Source organism: Enterococcus sp. LJL98, assembly GCF_054871745.1.
In genome coordinates, this window is sequence record NZ_JBTXLU010000007.1 from 52343 (window position 1) to 67100 (window position 14758).

15 protein-coding genes and 2 other annotated features are annotated in these 14758 nt (G+C 41.1%); of the genes, 13 read left to right on the forward strand and 2 right to left on the reverse strand.

The window, feature by feature from the left end:
* Window positions 1-33 precede the first annotated feature (33 nt).
* Entirely contained in the window at window positions 34-831 is a 798-nt protein-coding gene (locus tag ACYSNO_RS07045) for an LssY C-terminal domain-containing protein (RefSeq protein ID WP_461730362.1), read from the reverse strand.
* A gap of 161 nt (window positions 832-992) precedes the next feature.
* On the opposite strand from ACYSNO_RS07045, the gene truA reads away from it, so the two are divergent.
* Window positions 993-1745, forward strand: a complete 753-nt coding sequence (gene truA / locus ACYSNO_RS07050) for a tRNA pseudouridine(38-40) synthase TruA (RefSeq protein WP_461730363.1) — start codon at window positions 993-995, stop codon at window positions 1743-1745.
* Window positions 1746-1831: 86 nt separating this feature from the next.
* Here the strand turns inward: truA and rluF are convergent, their stop codons facing one another.
* Entirely contained in the window at window positions 1832-2539 is a 708-nt protein-coding gene (rluF, locus tag ACYSNO_RS07055; protein ID WP_461730364.1) for a 23S rRNA pseudouridine(2604) synthase RluF, read from the reverse strand.
* Window positions 2540-2731: 192 nt separating this feature from the next.
* Between rluF and ACYSNO_RS07060 the strand changes: the two genes are divergently transcribed.
* The 12 genes from ACYSNO_RS07060 to trpA all read left to right on the forward strand — a co-directional run bounded on the left by ACYSNO_RS07060 (window position 2732) and on the right by trpA (window position 14037).
* A complete protein-coding gene (locus tag ACYSNO_RS07060; RefSeq protein WP_461730365.1) occupies window positions 2732-2983 on the forward strand; it encodes a DUF4176 domain-containing protein in 252 nt (83 codons plus the stop codon).
* 204 nt (window positions 2984-3187) lie between these two features.
* Window positions 3188-4063: an aminoglycoside phosphotransferase family protein gene (locus ACYSNO_RS07065; protein WP_461730366.1), complete on the forward strand. Its 876-nt coding sequence runs from the start codon at window positions 3188-3190 to the stop codon at window positions 4061-4063.
* Between the two features lie 105 nt (window positions 4064-4168).
* A complete protein-coding gene (locus ACYSNO_RS07070; protein WP_461730367.1) occupies window positions 4169-5008 on the forward strand; it encodes an alpha/beta hydrolase in 840 nt (279 codons plus the stop codon).
* 62 nt (window positions 5009-5070) lie between these two features.
* The gene (locus ACYSNO_RS07075; RefSeq protein ID WP_461730368.1) at window positions 5071-5547 is read left to right on the forward strand and encodes a YehS family protein; all 477 of its coding nucleotides are present in this window, start codon (window positions 5071-5073) and stop codon (window positions 5545-5547) included.
* A 236-nt stretch (window positions 5548-5783) separates the two neighbouring features.
* Complete coding sequence (locus ACYSNO_RS07080) at window positions 5784-6755, forward strand: diaminopimelate dehydrogenase (protein ID WP_461730369.1); 972 nt, start codon at window positions 5784-5786, stop codon at window positions 6753-6755.
* Between the two features lie 211 nt (window positions 6756-6966).
* Window positions 6967-7602, forward strand: coding sequence for a nitroreductase family protein (locus tag ACYSNO_RS07085; RefSeq protein WP_461730370.1), 636 nt, complete (start codon window positions 6967-6969; stop codon window positions 7600-7602).
* Between the two features lie 75 nt (window positions 7603-7677).
* Window positions 7678-7914 (forward strand) — a binding site (T-box leader).
* Between the two features lie 52 nt (window positions 7915-7966).
* Window positions 7967-8206: a binding site (T-box leader), on the forward strand.
* 62 nt (window positions 8207-8268) lie between these two features.
* Entirely contained in the window at window positions 8269-9654 is a 1386-nt protein-coding gene (trpE, locus tag ACYSNO_RS07090) for an anthranilate synthase component I (protein ID WP_461730371.1), read from the forward strand.
* A gap of 21 nt (window positions 9655-9675) precedes the next feature.
* The gene (gene trpD, locus ACYSNO_RS07095) at window positions 9676-10680 is read left to right on the forward strand and encodes an anthranilate phosphoribosyltransferase (protein WP_461730372.1); all 1005 of its coding nucleotides are present in this window, start codon (window positions 9676-9678) and stop codon (window positions 10678-10680) included.
* A gap of 11 nt (window positions 10681-10691) precedes the next feature.
* Complete coding sequence (gene trpC / locus ACYSNO_RS07100) at window positions 10692-11450, forward strand: indole-3-glycerol phosphate synthase TrpC (protein ID WP_461730373.1); 759 nt, start codon at window positions 10692-10694, stop codon at window positions 11448-11450.
* Window positions 11447-12070 carry a phosphoribosylanthranilate isomerase gene (locus tag ACYSNO_RS07105; protein ID WP_461730374.1) on the forward strand — a complete coding sequence of 208 codons (624 nt, stop codon included), beginning with the start codon at window positions 11447-11449 and terminating at the stop codon, window positions 12068-12070. The genes trpC and ACYSNO_RS07105 overlap by 4 nt, the downstream gene beginning before the upstream one ends.
* Before the next feature lies 1 nt (window position 12071).
* Complete coding sequence (gene trpB / locus ACYSNO_RS07110) at window positions 12072-13271, forward strand: tryptophan synthase subunit beta (RefSeq protein WP_461730375.1); 1200 nt, start codon at window positions 12072-12074, stop codon at window positions 13269-13271.
* Window positions 13264-14037 carry a tryptophan synthase subunit alpha gene (gene trpA, locus ACYSNO_RS07115; RefSeq protein WP_461730376.1) on the forward strand — a complete coding sequence of 258 codons (774 nt, stop codon included), beginning with the start codon at window positions 13264-13266 and terminating at the stop codon, window positions 14035-14037. Before trpB ends, trpA begins: the two co-directional genes overlap by 8 nt.
* The last annotated feature ends 721 nt before the right edge of the window (window positions 14038-14758 follow it).

Here is a 14758-nt window from a genome sequence, read left to right on the forward strand (position 1 = left end):
TAGCGTCGTGGGACTATTACTAGCCTCGCGACGCTATTTCCGCTGAAGGGTGACAAAAGGCAAGGCGCCGTCAGTTTGAATCCGGTCTCCTCCTCCGTTACGACTATGGTAGCTAGAAGTGAAATGTTCGACAATTTCGACTTCACCTAATAAAGAGCTTGCTTTTAGTGTTTGAATGACAAAGTCACGTTCTTTATCTGTGTCTGAATCAATTTTATGAGTAATTTGTCCGGTGAATAATGAAAGACCAACATTCTTATCGTAGGTGGCTGCCCCCAGCCAATCAGCTTGCTTGCCCCCAGGTAAATGCCAACCTTCTGGTGTTTTCCAAAGACGAATGTGATGCCTTCTCCGAGGGTTATGATTTATCTCTCGTTCAAAAGCGAGGGTCTGTTGTTCTTGAAACAAAAATAAAGAACTGACAGGTGCGGTCGGATAAGAGCTCCCTAAAATACTCGATTTGACAATTTTAACCGAAGAGGAGAAGGAAAGTGGATCTGCGACGTGCCACCCGGCTTCTTTAAAAGCAGTTAAAATGTCTTCTTTCTCTCCGTTGAAAGCAATGTTGATGGGGTCTCCCAGTAGTCCGTCACTCGTTTGTGTACGACCAATAAAATAATGCGGGACGTAAATCTTGGTTAACTTACGATTAATCCACGGCAAGACAAGATACGCACTGAAAGCCCAGAAAAGAATATAAATGACGAGGTTGATTTCATTTACTAAAATACGCATAAAAAGTGCGCGATAAATAATAAAGGCAAGGAAAATAGTTGCGAGCAATTTGATTACATGAAAGCCAATTCGAATCCATTGATAAGTTATTTTCATTTTGTCCCTCTCCTCTAATCGAATCTTTCTTTTATTATATCAAAAAGAAACCAGTAGCGCTCCTCTCTTAGTTAACTACTGATTGCTCATTCTTTTGGTTCTTGGTACAATGAACCGAATGAAGCAGTGTTCAAATAGAAGAAATTAGAGGAGTCCTTTACATGAGAAACATCAAATTAACCATTGAATATGACGGACGTCGCTACTTAGGTTGGCAGCGACTAGGTGATTCAGAAAAAACGATTCAGGGAAAAATCGAAGGTGTCTTAAAGCAAATTTTAGAAACAGAAGCCATCGAAATTATTGGTTCTGGGCGGACGGATGCAGGGGCACATGCGCGAGGGCAAGTGGCGAATTTTAAAACAGAAAATGAGATGGCACTCGATAAAATGACAGAATTGTTGAATCGCTATTTGCCGCGAGACATTATTGCCAAAAAAGTCGAAGAAGTTCCAGAACGATTCCATTCGCGTTATAATGCCAAAGGGAAGAAATACAGTTACTATGTTTGGGATAATGTCATTCCTTCTGCATTTGAAGGATTTCATAGTTTTTATTATCCTCAAACGCTAGATATGGAAAAGATGGAAGCGGCTTGTCAAAAATTAATGGGGCGTCATGATTTTATTGGTTTTTCATCATTGAAAAAATCAAAAAAATCAACCGTTCGTACCGTAGAAGAAATTGCCATTCAACGAGAAGGCGATTTATTACATTTCACTTTTGTTGGTGAAGGTTTCTTGTATAACATGGTTCGAATTATGATGGGAACAATATTAGAAATTGGGGCAGGAAAAATCGACTTATCAGTGATTGATGATGTTTTTGAGAAAAAAGTGCGTGCAGATGCAGGCATGACGGTACCTGCGCAAGGGTTGTTTTTAGATGAAGTATACTACGGATTGCCTTCGTAAAAAATCATTCAAATCAATCGCAACTATCAAAAAAGAGACGACCGCCAGGTGTCGTCTCTTTTTTGATTAAATCTTCGGGATGGTTTTTACCACTCTTTTTCTTCGTAATCGAGTTCTCTAAAGAGAGTCGCTTTTTCTTTTTTCGATAAATAGCGCCATTGCCCAACAGGGAGATTCCCTAATTGAATGTTCATAATCCGTAATCGTTGTAGCCGGTAGACTTGATAGCCGAGTTCTTCACACATGCGTCGAATTTGTCGATTTAGACCTTGCGTTAAAATAATTTTAAACTCAAATTTTGAGAGTTGTTCGACTTCACACGGAAGTGTCGTTGTACCGAGGATTTTCACGCCACTGGCCATGCCTTTTAAAAATTCTGGCGTAATTGGTCGATCGACAGAAACAACATATTCTTTTTCATGACGACCTTCAGGACGAAGAATTTCGTTGACGATATCTCCATCATTGGTCAGTAAAATCAACCCTTCGGAATCTTTATCTAAACGTCCAATATTGAAAACACGAGGGGTATGATTGACCAAATCAGCAATGTTTCCTTTGACTCCTTTTTCGGTCGTACTTGTAATGCCGACAGGTTTATTCAGAGCGATATAGACGTTGTTTCGTGCGACATATAATTGATTGCCATCGACCCGAACGTCATCTCCAGGTTCTACCCGACTACCGATGGTGGCTTTTTTTCCATTAATCATCACTCGGCCTTCTGTGATGAGCTTGTCGGCACCCCGTCGCGAGGAGCGTCCTGCCTCACTGATAAATTTATTAATCCGCATGTTTGCACTTCCTTTATTCATGAATGACTTTCTTTATTAACTATACTGAATATTGAAGGTAAAGCAAGCAACTCCTTTACAAAATGAAAAAAATGTTTTCTTTTTCGAGTGTTTCGCCTTTGAGATCAAGCACTATAAAGCTAGAAGGCTTGTTATAATAAGGGCAAATAAGGGTAGAGGGGAGAAAGAAAGATGTTACCTGTAGGTAGTCTGGTGGCAATTGAAGGTTCCAATCAAATTGTGATGATTTTAAACCGTCGACCAAATGTCAAAAAAGGCGGCAATCTTTCTGCTTTTGATTATACTGGGGCTTTTTATCCCCAGGGGTTAGAAAAAGGAGAGAAAGTTTCTTTTAATCAAACAGAAGTTACGAAAATTGTTTCGAAGGGGTTTCGTAAACCTGCGGATCGTATTTTAGTGAGAACCTTTTATCAAAAAAGATAGCAATTTTTGCTTTTACCAGGAAAAAATAGTAGGCATGGGGCATGCGTAGCAACATCGATGCCTCATCCTAGCGAATAAAATGGTTAACGAAAAAAATCGTGGACCATTTTTTTTGTTGAGTTGAAACGTTTAAAATCAATGCGAGCGATTTGCCGATGGTACTCAAGGTTTGTTTGCGTTAAACTATTCAGGAGGGGGGATAAAATGGAAATAACGACAAAATTCGTCAAGTGTTTGGTGAAGGAACAGTTCCCTAAATGGCAACATCTAGCAATTCAACCAGTTGATCAAAGCGGCCATGATAATCGCACGTTTCACTTAGGAAAAGAATATAGCGTACGTTTACCAAGCGGAGTTGCCTACGCCGGGCAAGTGACGAAAGAAGCTCAATGGCTACCTAAGTTGCAAGGAGGGCTATCGTATGAAATACCCGTTCCAGTGGCACTGGGAAAACCAACCGCTCCCTTTCCTTTTCCTTGGAGTATAAATCGTTGGATTGACGGTCAAACCGTTAGTGTACAAACCGTGCCGGATCGCCTTGTTTTTGCACACGATTTGGCTCGTTTTTTAAATGAACTTCAACAAATTGACGTGACGGGTGGTCCCTTAGCTGGAAAACAAAATTTTTATCGTGGGGGAGCGTTAAAGGTGTATCATCAAGAAACACGTCAAGCGCTAACAAAACTTTCGTCCGTATTTCCAGCAAAGCCATTACAAGAAATTTGGGAACGCGCCTTAGCCAGTCATTGGCAACAACCACCAGTCTGGGTCCATGGTGATTTAGCCGTTGGAAACTTACTCGTGCGAGATGGTCGACTCGTCGCCGTGATTGATTTTGGGATTTTAGGGATAGGAGATCCTGCTTGTGATTATGTCATGGCGTGGACTTTTTTTGAGCAAAGTAGCCGAGAAATTTTCAAAAAATCCCTTGCTTGTGATGAAGCGACTTGGGAGCGCAGCAAAGGTTGGGCTTTATGGAAAGCTTTGATTTCGTACCAGTCCGAAGAACCAGAAAGTACCAATAGCCAGTGGGCCAGTCAGACCATTCATGAATTGTTAGCGGATTCTTTTTCATCCTAAAAGTTGTTGCTAGGTAAAAAGCGAGGGGAGTCAACAGGAAAGTTGTAGAAGAAAGAATAAAAAAAACGAACGGTTTTACACCAAAAATGAAAGTAGGAGATAAAGATGTCACTTGTCCAAGTCAATTTTGTTTCAAAGAAGTTATTTCGTAGTGTTACTTTTCAGGCGATTATTCCTGTAGAAAAGGTGGAGTCAACAGCAGATGGTCAAACAAAGGGGCGCTTAAAAACTTTGTATCTATTGCATGGCGCACTAGGCAATCATCTGGATTATCTTTCAGGTACAAGAATTCAGCGTTGGGCGGAGGAAAAAAATCTCGCGGTGATTATGCCGGCAGGAGAGAACCAGTTCTACGTGGATAAACCAGAACAAAGAGAATATTATGGTCGTTTTGTCGCAGAAGAACTCGTAGAATTTACCCGGAAAATGTTTCCGCTTTCCCACAAAAAAGAAGATACTTTTATTGCAGGACTATCGATGGGAGGATATGGTGCGCTTGTCAACGGCTTGAAATATCACGAAACATTTAGTCATATTGGTGCCTTTTCACCCGCCGTCTTTTTAAAAGATCTCTTATCAGAAGATCCTTCTTCAGCGGGTAGTGGTGTTTTTGATCGTGGTTTTTATGAGAATGTTTTTGGTGGGTTAAAAACGATTGAAGGAAGTGACAAAGACTATTATCACTTAATTGATGAAAGCTTAAAAAACAAACGAGCGTTACCTAAAATTTATTTGCCGATTGGTACCGAAGACTTTTTGCTCGATGCGGTACGTGATTTTCATGAATTTTTAAAGGAACGAGCAGTTGCCATCACCTATATTGAAGACCAAGGGGGCCATGAATGGGATTTTTGGGACACCTACTTGAAAAAATTCTTAGACTGGCTACCTTTAGAAACAAAAACAGCGAGCTTAAATAGTGGCAACGTCTTAGGAGAAGCATAAAAAAGCGGGCGTTCATCTGAAAATTTGGTATAATGAGACAAAGAAATGGATGGTGGATAAGAATGAATCATAATGACCGCTTAACACGTTTGCGTTATGCGCTAGACATTCGCGATATGGATATGGTTAAAATTTTTGAACTTGGTGGGATGAAAGTAACCAAAGAAGAAGTGCGAGAAATGCTAACGAAGAAAAATGATGAAGAATATGAGTTTGACTTAACGGATGAGGCTTTTGAGCGTTTTCTAAATGGCATGATTATTTCTCAACGAGGCGTGCGCGAAGGTGGGCAAGCACCGATTTTTGAATTACATAAAGGCAATGCGAACAACCTCTTATTAAAGAAATTGAAAATCGCCTTGTCTTTAACGAGTGAAGACATGCTTGAAACCTTAGAGCGTGCGGGAGTCATCGTTTCTAAAGGAGAAATGAGTGCGATTTTACGAAAAGAAGGCCATCGAAACTACAAACCTTGTGGCGATCGCTACGCGCGTAACTTTATCAAGGGGTTAATGTTAGCCTATCGCGGAGAAAAATAAATACGCATGGATAGGACAAGAGGAAACACCTTCATTTTTTCTTTGATTGGAAAAAGTGAAGGTGTTTTTTTCTAGCGGTCAAAAAAATAGCGAGAATCAATTTTCGATGCAGGCGTGTCGAGTGTCAGAATTTTTTTGCTTAAAGCAATCATGAATGAAGGAAAAAAACAAGTTCCTCGATGCAGTTATTTGGTGGAAATTATAGTATAATTTGAATACAAAGAAGGAGTGGTTAGATGATTCGAGTAGCAATTGTCGGTTATGGCAACTTAGGACGTGGTGTCGAGCGTTCATTAAAACAAAATCCAGATATGACTTTGGTTGGAGTCTTTACAAGAAGAGCGCCAGAAACGGTTCAAACCGATGGTGCATCTGTCTATGCAATGGATGAGTTATTAAGCAAACAAGCAATGATTGACGTCTGTATCTTATGTGGGGGGTCTGCGACTGATTTACCGGTGCAAACACCTGAAATGACCCGCTATTTTAATACGGTTGATAGTTTTGATACACACGCAAAAATCCCAGAACACTTTGCTAACGTCGCGCAAGTCGCAAAGGAAAACCAGACAGTCTCAGTGATTTCTACGGGATGGGATCCGGGTCTATTTAGTTTGAATCGTTTGTATGCACAAAGTATCTTGCCCAAAGGAGAGACCTATACATTTTGGGGAAAAGGGGTAAGCCAAGGACACTCCGATGCCTTGCGTCGCATCAAAGGAGTTGCCGATGCGACCCAATATACGATTCCGAATACGGAAGTGATTGAACGCTTAAAGGCCGGGGAAACGCTTGAATTAACGACTCGGGATAAGCATTTACGGGAGTGTTTTGTTGTATTGGAAACGGGTGTGGATGCAGAAGAAATAAAAGAAATGATTGTCACCATGCCAAATTATTTTGCCGATTATGATACACAAGTTCACTTTATTTCACAAGAAGAATTAAATCAAAAGCACAAAGCGGCGCCTCATGGTGGAACGGTTTTACATACAGGAACGACCCATGAACAGACCAAACAAGTGATTGAATATCATTTAGAGTTAGAGAGCAACCCAGAATTTACAGCGAGTGTGCTCGTGGCTTATGCACGTGCTTGCGTGCGATTAGCGAAGGAGAAACAATTTGGGGCGTATACAGTACTTGATATTGCACCAAAGTACTTGTCACCCATTCCAGTGGAAGACTTACGCAGAGATTTATTGTAAATCGCATCAGATAAAATGAAGAAATTCGTCTTTCTTGAACGACTGTGAGGAAACTCATGGTTCTTTTTAGAAAGATGGATTTTTTTGATGGCATTCAGCGAGTGTGCTGGCAACAGGCAATCAAGAAAATTGACCGAAGTGCTTCTCTATGCTAAAGTCACAGGCAGCTAGGTAAAATCTGTTCGAAAAAAGAAACGGTGGGAGAAGAGTCATGGCAACCAGTGAAAGAAACGATTTTAAAGAAATTCTTTATGGGCGTCGTTCGATTCGTCAATATGATCCGACGGTCAAAATTAGTCAAGAAAAAATGACTGAAATACTCAGAGAGGCCACCTTAGCGCCTTCTTCGGTTAATTTACAACCTTGGCGCTTTGTTGTTATTGAAAGCGCGGAAGGAAAAGAAAAACTTGCCCCTTTGGCAAAATTTAACCAGCGGCAAGTGGAAACTTCGGCAGCGGTCATTGCGATTTTTGGCGACTTTAATCATTTTGAACAAGCGGAAACCATCTACCATCAAGCGGTCGAGCAAGGCTATATGCCGCAAGCAGTCAAAGAGAAACAACTAACGGGCATCAAAGCGCATGCTGAAAAAATCACACAAATGGAAAATAAAGAAACCATCTTAATTGATGGCGGTTTGGTAGCCATGCAATTGATGCTAGTTGCTCGTTCACACGGTTATGAGACCTGTCCAATTGGTGGCTTTGAAAAGGCGCAAATTGCAGAAGTCCTTGGCTTAGAAAAAGAACGGTATGTTCCAATCATGCTCGTCTCAATTGGGAAAGGGATGGAGGCTGGTTTTCCATCTGTTCGCTTGCCAATTGAAACCATCGCGACTTGGTTGTAGAATAATGAAAATAAAATGAGATAAAGTAATTGACATTCATTTTATTCTCATGTAAGATAATCCTCAAATCAAATAAATAAGGCAATTCAAGAGAGAAGTAACTTTTTTAAACTTTCCAGAGAGTTGATGGGGCTGCGAATCAACAAGTGAAGGAAGTGAAATGGACTTTTGAGCTGAAAGACTGAATCCAGTAGGTCTTTTCCGGGAGCTCCCGTTAACGAGTAAGAGTATTGTTTGATACTTGAGAGAGAAAATGAAAGGTTTCTTCGCTTTCATTCATTGAGGTGGCACCGTGAATCAATCGCCCTCAACCATACAGTGATTTTGTGTGGTTGAGGGCTTTTTTTTATTGAACAAATGAATAGAAAAATCATATCCAAGAAGAGTAGTTAAGGAAAGCAATGTTTCCAGAGAGTCTGCCAAAGGTGAGAAGCAGGCACGTTGTGATTAATGAATGGGCTTGGTAGAAGAATCCTTGAAACGAAGTAGGGGATTCCGGGAACTCCCGATACAGAGTGCGACTGTTGCTTGACAGTTTGGAAAGAAGAGAAAGGAAGAAATTCTTTTCTTAATTGAGGTGGTACCGCGTATGTTCGCCCTCAAACAGATGCTGAGTGTGCATTTGTTTGAGGGCTTTTTTTATTTTATTAAAGGAGTGAGTGGAAAATGAGAAAAATGAAACAGCTAAATGGTGATTGCTTAACCCCGGTATCGGCATTTTTACGGATTCGAGGAGAAAATAAATGTTTACTTGAAAGTATACCAAGAGAAAAAGAAACCAGTCGTTACTCGATTATTGCCTACGATCCCGTTTTAGAATTACAGTATCAAGGAGAAAACTTGATTGTCACCAATAAAAAGACACAGGAAAAGCAATCCTATCCAGTCACCGATCCTTTAAAAGAAGTTGAAAGATATGTCTTAAAAGAAGGGACAAAATTAGAAGCCTTGCCCTTTCAGGGAGGAGCGATTGGTTATATTGGCTATGACATTGTCGCCTCTTATGAAGATATTGGTGCATTACCCTATGACGAGCTCAATCTTCCTGTCCTTGATTTGCTCTTGTTTGAACGATTTGTCCTTTTCGATCATCAAAAAGAAAATGTGACTTTAGTCCTTGAAAACACCTATAGCCAATGTAGTGAGGCGGAACTCTCAAGTCAGCTAGATCTCTTAGAAAGGGAATTACTAACTCCCACACCAGAAGAGCAAGCACCGCTTAAGCGAGAAAATTTAGAATTTACAAGCAACTTTACTCAAGAGACTTTTGAAAAGGTCGTTCGAGAAGCCAAAGCATGTATCGAAAAAGGGGAGCTTTTACAGGTGGTTCCTTCTCAACGTTTAAAAGGAAAATTGGAACAAAATCCCTTTGATTACTACCGTCAACTGCGCCTATCCAACCCGTCTGCCTATCTTTATTATTTGGATTTTAATGAAGAAACAAAGATCATTGGTGCATCGCCTGAAAGTCTCCTCCAAGTCAAAGGGGATAAGGTGACAACCAATCCAATTGCTGGCACGCGAAAGCGAGGGGCCACGAAAGCCGAAGATCAAGCATTAGCAGAAGAATTGCTGAATGACCCGAAAGAAAGAGCCGAGCATCTCATGTTAATTGACTTAGGCAAGGAAGATTTAGCCAAAATTTCCGAAGCAAATAGCGTGAGGGTTCCGATGTATATGGCGATTGAAAAATATCGTTATGTGATGCATATCGTTTCTTTGGTGGAAGGTCGATTGAAAAAAGGACTGACTGCCATGGATGCTTTAAAAGCGACTTTACCAGCAGGCACGGTGAGTGGTTCACCAAAGAATGCCGCGATGAGGCGGATTTATCAATGGGAACCTGTTAGACGCGGTGTTTATGCCGGAGCGGTGGGGTATTTCTCCCAAGATAACCAAGCGGACTTTGCGATAGGCATTCGAACCTTAGTTTTAAAAAATCAAATGGCTTACGTACAAGCAGGGGCAGGAATCGTGGCGGCATCAGATCCAACCACCGAATATTTCGAGACCTTACAAAAAGCCAAAGCACTCTTAGAAGTTGAGCGATAGGAGAAAATTGGAGGCGATAAAATGAAGAAAATCTTGGAACAATTGTATCGAGGGGAACATCTGACTTTCCATGAAATGACAACCCTCGCAGAAACAATTTTTAATGGGGAACTTTCAGAAGGACAACTCGGGGCGTTACTTATTGCTCTAAAATATAAGGGAGTTCGCGAGGCAGAATTAGCCGCCCTCGCCCAAGTCATGCAAGGAAAAGCCGTGACAATTTCGAATGCACCTTTTCATTCCATGGATAATTGTGGCACTGGCGGAGACCATTCCAATAGTTTTAATATTTCCACGACAGCAGCTTTTGTTTTAGCAGCAGGGGGCATTCCCATGGCGAAACACGGAAATCGCAGTGTTTCTAGTCGCTCAGGAAGTGCGGATACCTTGGAATATTTAGGGGTCCGTTTAGATGCCACTCCGGAAAAATTAGGGGCGTTGTTACATGAGGTCGGGATTGCTTTTCTCTTTGCGCCGGCCATGCACCCCAGCATGAAAGCCGTGATGAAAATTCGACAAGAACTCGCAACCCCGACGATTTTCAATTTGATTGGTCCATTAATTAATCCGGTCAAATTAGAAACCCAGTTGATGGGAACTTATGCCGAAGAGACGATCGTTGAGACCGCTCTAACACTCGGTGCACTCGGCCGCAAGCAAGCAATCGTTCTCCATGGAGCAGGCGGGATGGATGAAGCCAACTTATCTGGAATCACTCGTTGCGCCATGTTACAAGGAGGGAAAGTACGCGAGTTTGAATTGCTGCCTGAAGACTATGGTTTCACGTCTATTCCGATGGAGGCGATTGTCGGTGGGGGGCCAAAAGAGAATGCGGAGATTTTATTGCAAGTCCTAAAAAATCAATCTTCTCCTTATCTTGAAACCGTCGTCCTAAATGCAGGACTAGGGTTTTATGCCAATGGTAAAGTGACGGATTTAGCCGCAGGATTTCGTTTGGCTCGAGAGTGTATCGCATCAGGGGCGGCCTTAGGGAAATTACAAGCTTTGTTACAGGCCCAAAATTAGGAGGAGAAAAAATGAGTTTTTTAGATAAAATTTTGAGTGAAAAAATCGTGGAAATTGAAAAAATGCCTTTGGAAGAAATTCAAGCAAAGAAAAAGCGTCCTTCTTTTTACGAAAGGGTGAAAAGTCAGCCAGAAAAAGTTCATTTACTAGGAGAAATCAAACGAGCTTCTCCATCCAAAGGAGAGATTAATACCGGACTTGATATTTTAACACAAGCAAAAGCATATGAAACTGCAGGAGTGAGTGGGATTTCTGTATTAACGGATGCGCTCTTTTTTAAAGGGACCATCGATGATTTGAAAGCAATTAGCGAAGTCGTGGATGTGCCGTTACTTTGTAAGGATTTTATCCTTTCGAAAAAACAATTAATTCGGGCAAAAAATGCCGGAGCAAGCATGGTTTTACTGATTGTTGCCGCTTTGAAAGAGGAGCATTTAAAAACATTATATACAGAGGCTTTGGCTTTGGGATTAGAGGTACTTGTGGAAACCCATGATGAAAAAGAACTGGCAATCGCTCAAGCCTTAGGTGCAAAAATTATCGGAGTGAACAATCGTAACTTAAAAACCTTTGAAGTATCTATTGAAACAAGTGAAAAGTTAGCGCAAAAACCAAGCGATGTGCTCTACATTAGCGAATCAGGGTTTAAAACACCAGAAGACGTTGTCCGAGTGGCAAAATCCTATGATGGAGTGCTAGTTGGTGAAACCTTGATGCGTGCCACAAACATCAAAGAAACAGCACTGGGTTTACAAGTGGCGCGCTTATGACGAAAGTGAAAATTTGTGGCTTAATGGATCAAGCCATTGTCGATGGTACGGTAGCGGCCGGAGCCGATTATCTTGGTTTTGTCTTTGCAAAAAGCAAACGTCAAGTGACACCAGAAACGGTTTATCAGTTAACGAAAAAGGTGCCAGAGACCGTCAAGCTTGTGGGCGTATTTGTTTCGCCAACTTGGGCTGAAATCGAGGAAGCACTGCAGATGGTTTCTCTGGATGCTCTGCAGATTCATGGGATCCTTCATGAAGAGGTGCTTCGAAAGAGTCCGGTATCGATTATTCAAAGTTTTGATGGTCAGAGTCGGAAACTGGTCCAGGAATTAAAGACTTCCTCTACTTCCTTTATTTTACTAGACGCCCCGACAACCAATGAGATTTACGCAGGGGGCAATGGAAAAACCTTTGACTGGCATGGGATTTCGGCAGAAGGACGCGAAAGACTCAGAGAGAAAGAATTGTTTATTGCTGGTGGCTTAACCCAAGAGAATGTCCAAGAAGCCATTCAGATTTTTAACCCGTATGCCGTAGATGTGTCAAGTAGTGTGGAAACAAACGGTGTCAAAGATTTAACGAAAATACAAGCCTTCATTCAGGCTGCAAAGGAGTGTTAAGATGTATCAACAACCCGATGAAAAAGGATTTTATGGTGATTTTGGCGGACAATTTGTTCCAGAAACCTTAATGTTCGCCTTAAAAGAATTAGCAAGCGCTTATGAAGCTTCGAAACATGATGAGACCTTCCAACAAGAACTAGCGAATTATTTAACGGATTACGTTGGACGAGAAACACCACTTTATTACGCAGAACAATTAACCCAAAAATTAGGTGGCGCTAAGATTTACCTCAAACGAGAAGACCTAAACCACACAGGCGCCCACAAAATTAATAATGCCCTCGGTCAAGTCTTACTGGCTAAAAAAATGGGGAAAAAGAAAATTATTGCGGAAACTGGCGCCGGACAACATGGAGTCGCAACGGCAACCGCGGCTGCTTTGTTTGGCATGGAATGTACGATTTTTATGGGTGCATTCGACGTAGAGCGTCAAGCATTAAATGTTTTTCGCATGGAGCTTTTAGGTGCAAAAGTTGAAAGTGTGGTCGCTGGGAATAATACCTTAAAAGACGCAGTCAACGAGGCTTTGCGTCACTGGGTCGCCAATGTAGAGGACACTCATTATATTTTAGGTTCGGCTTTAGGTCCCCATCCATTTCCAGAAATGGTTCGAGATTTTCAAAGTGTGATTGGAAAAGAAGCCCGTCGTCAAATATTAGAAAAAGAAGGTCGTTTACCTGATGTAGCCATGGCTTGTATTGGTGGGGGGAGTAATGCGATTGGCTTGTTTCACCCTTTTATCGAAGACGAATCCGTTGCGTTAATCGGTGTGGAAGCCGGTGGTATGGGGATTGAAACCGCGGAACATGCGGCAACCATGACGAAAGGAGAAGTCGGAATTCTCCATGGGGCCCGGATGCATTTACTTCAAGATGAAGATGGGCAAGTCATTGAACCTTATTCGATTTCTGCCGGACTCGATTATCCAGGAGTGGGCCCCGAGCATTCTTACTTAGCCTCCTTGAAGCGTGCCAAATATGTCGCTGTGACAGACGAAGAAGCCTTAGAAGGGTTTCATTTATTGTCTCAAACGGAAGGGATTATCCCAGCCTTAGAAAGTTCCCATGCCATTGCAGAACTGATTAAACTCGCACCGACGATGACGAAAGACCAAACGATTGTCCTTTGTTTATCCGGACGCGGCGATAAAGATGTGCAACAAATCAAAGAACGAATGGAGGGCGATGGCAATGAGTGAGAAAAGTCTAACGGTTTATTTACAAGAGAAAAAAAATCGAGGCGAAAAGTTGTTTATCCCTTATATTGTCGCAGGAGGCAATGGATTGGAGCGCCTAGAAGATGAAATCAATACGTTAGCTGAAAATGGCGCAACGGCGATTGAACTAGGGATTCCGTTTTCAGATCCTGTTGCCGACGGACCAATCATTCAAAAAGCAGCCCAAGAAGCCTTTAAACACCAAGTCACTTTTAAAAAAATTGTCCAATTTTTGCGAAACATGCAAGCACCTGTACCCATTATTTTAATGGGATATGCCAATTCCTTCTTCCATTATGGTTTTGAAAAATTGTTAGCGGATTTAGCATCAACGGATGTGAAAGGCTTAATCATCCCAGACGTCCCTTATGAACATCGCGAACTCATTTTGCATCCATTAGCAAAAACGGATATCGCTTTGATTCAATTAGTGACTTTAACCAGTACGAAAGAACGAATGCAAACATTGGTTAATGTGGGGGAGGGATTTATTTATGCAGTGACAGTCAATGGCACAACAGGAATCGGTCAAACCTATCGCGATTCCTTAAATGAGCATTTAGCATTTATTACCGAAATCAGTTCGATTCCTGTTCTGGCAGGATTTGGTGTTTCCAATCGAGAACAAGTGGCCCGTTTTAATCAAGTCTGTGATGGAGTGATTGTCGGTTCGAAGCTTGTCGCATCTCTAGCAGAAGATGGCGTGGAGGCAACAGGAAAACTAGTGGCAGAATTGACCGATCAATAGTGTAAGAAAATTCTTTCAGTTACATGTAACTGGAAGAATTTTTTTGTGGAAAGAAAGGTGGGTATTGAACAACAAGGGAAGTGTACGCTAAAAAGAGGTGCGAATTTCTTGTTAGGGTGCTTGTGTGAACTTAGCGATTAAATAACTATTTTTTCGTAGTACTCTGAACAAAATCGAAATGACAGTATATATAATTGCTGCAATAGGTTTGAGCCTCTCATGACCAAAGTCACGAGTATTCTCAAGGAAACCATCGAAACTACAATCCGTTATAATTGGAACTGGAAATCCCATTAAGTAAGTTGTAACTCTATCTGAAACTTCTTCTCTAGGATTTAAAACAAAGGCACTGATCAGTTAAAAACGATGAATCCATCTAAAAGTTACCAATGAAAAATAAGAACGAAACTGTGGAGAGTTCTTAGTCGTGGATACCAGCAAAAAAGCCTATTTTTTAGGCTTTTTGTTTAACATCAATTTAATTTGTTCCCTTATTGGAATACCTGACTCTTTTTTAATTTTAAATAATGTACCTATATTTTCTGAAAAAATTCCATAAGCAAAATAAACTCCTATTACAGATAATACCAATAATATTAATTCTTTTAGAAAAATTATCATCACCCTTTTCATCACTATTTGTACAAGCGTTATTCAAAAAAAAACAACGGAATAGGTATCATATCATGAATAACTTATTTAAACATTTAATCACAAGTTA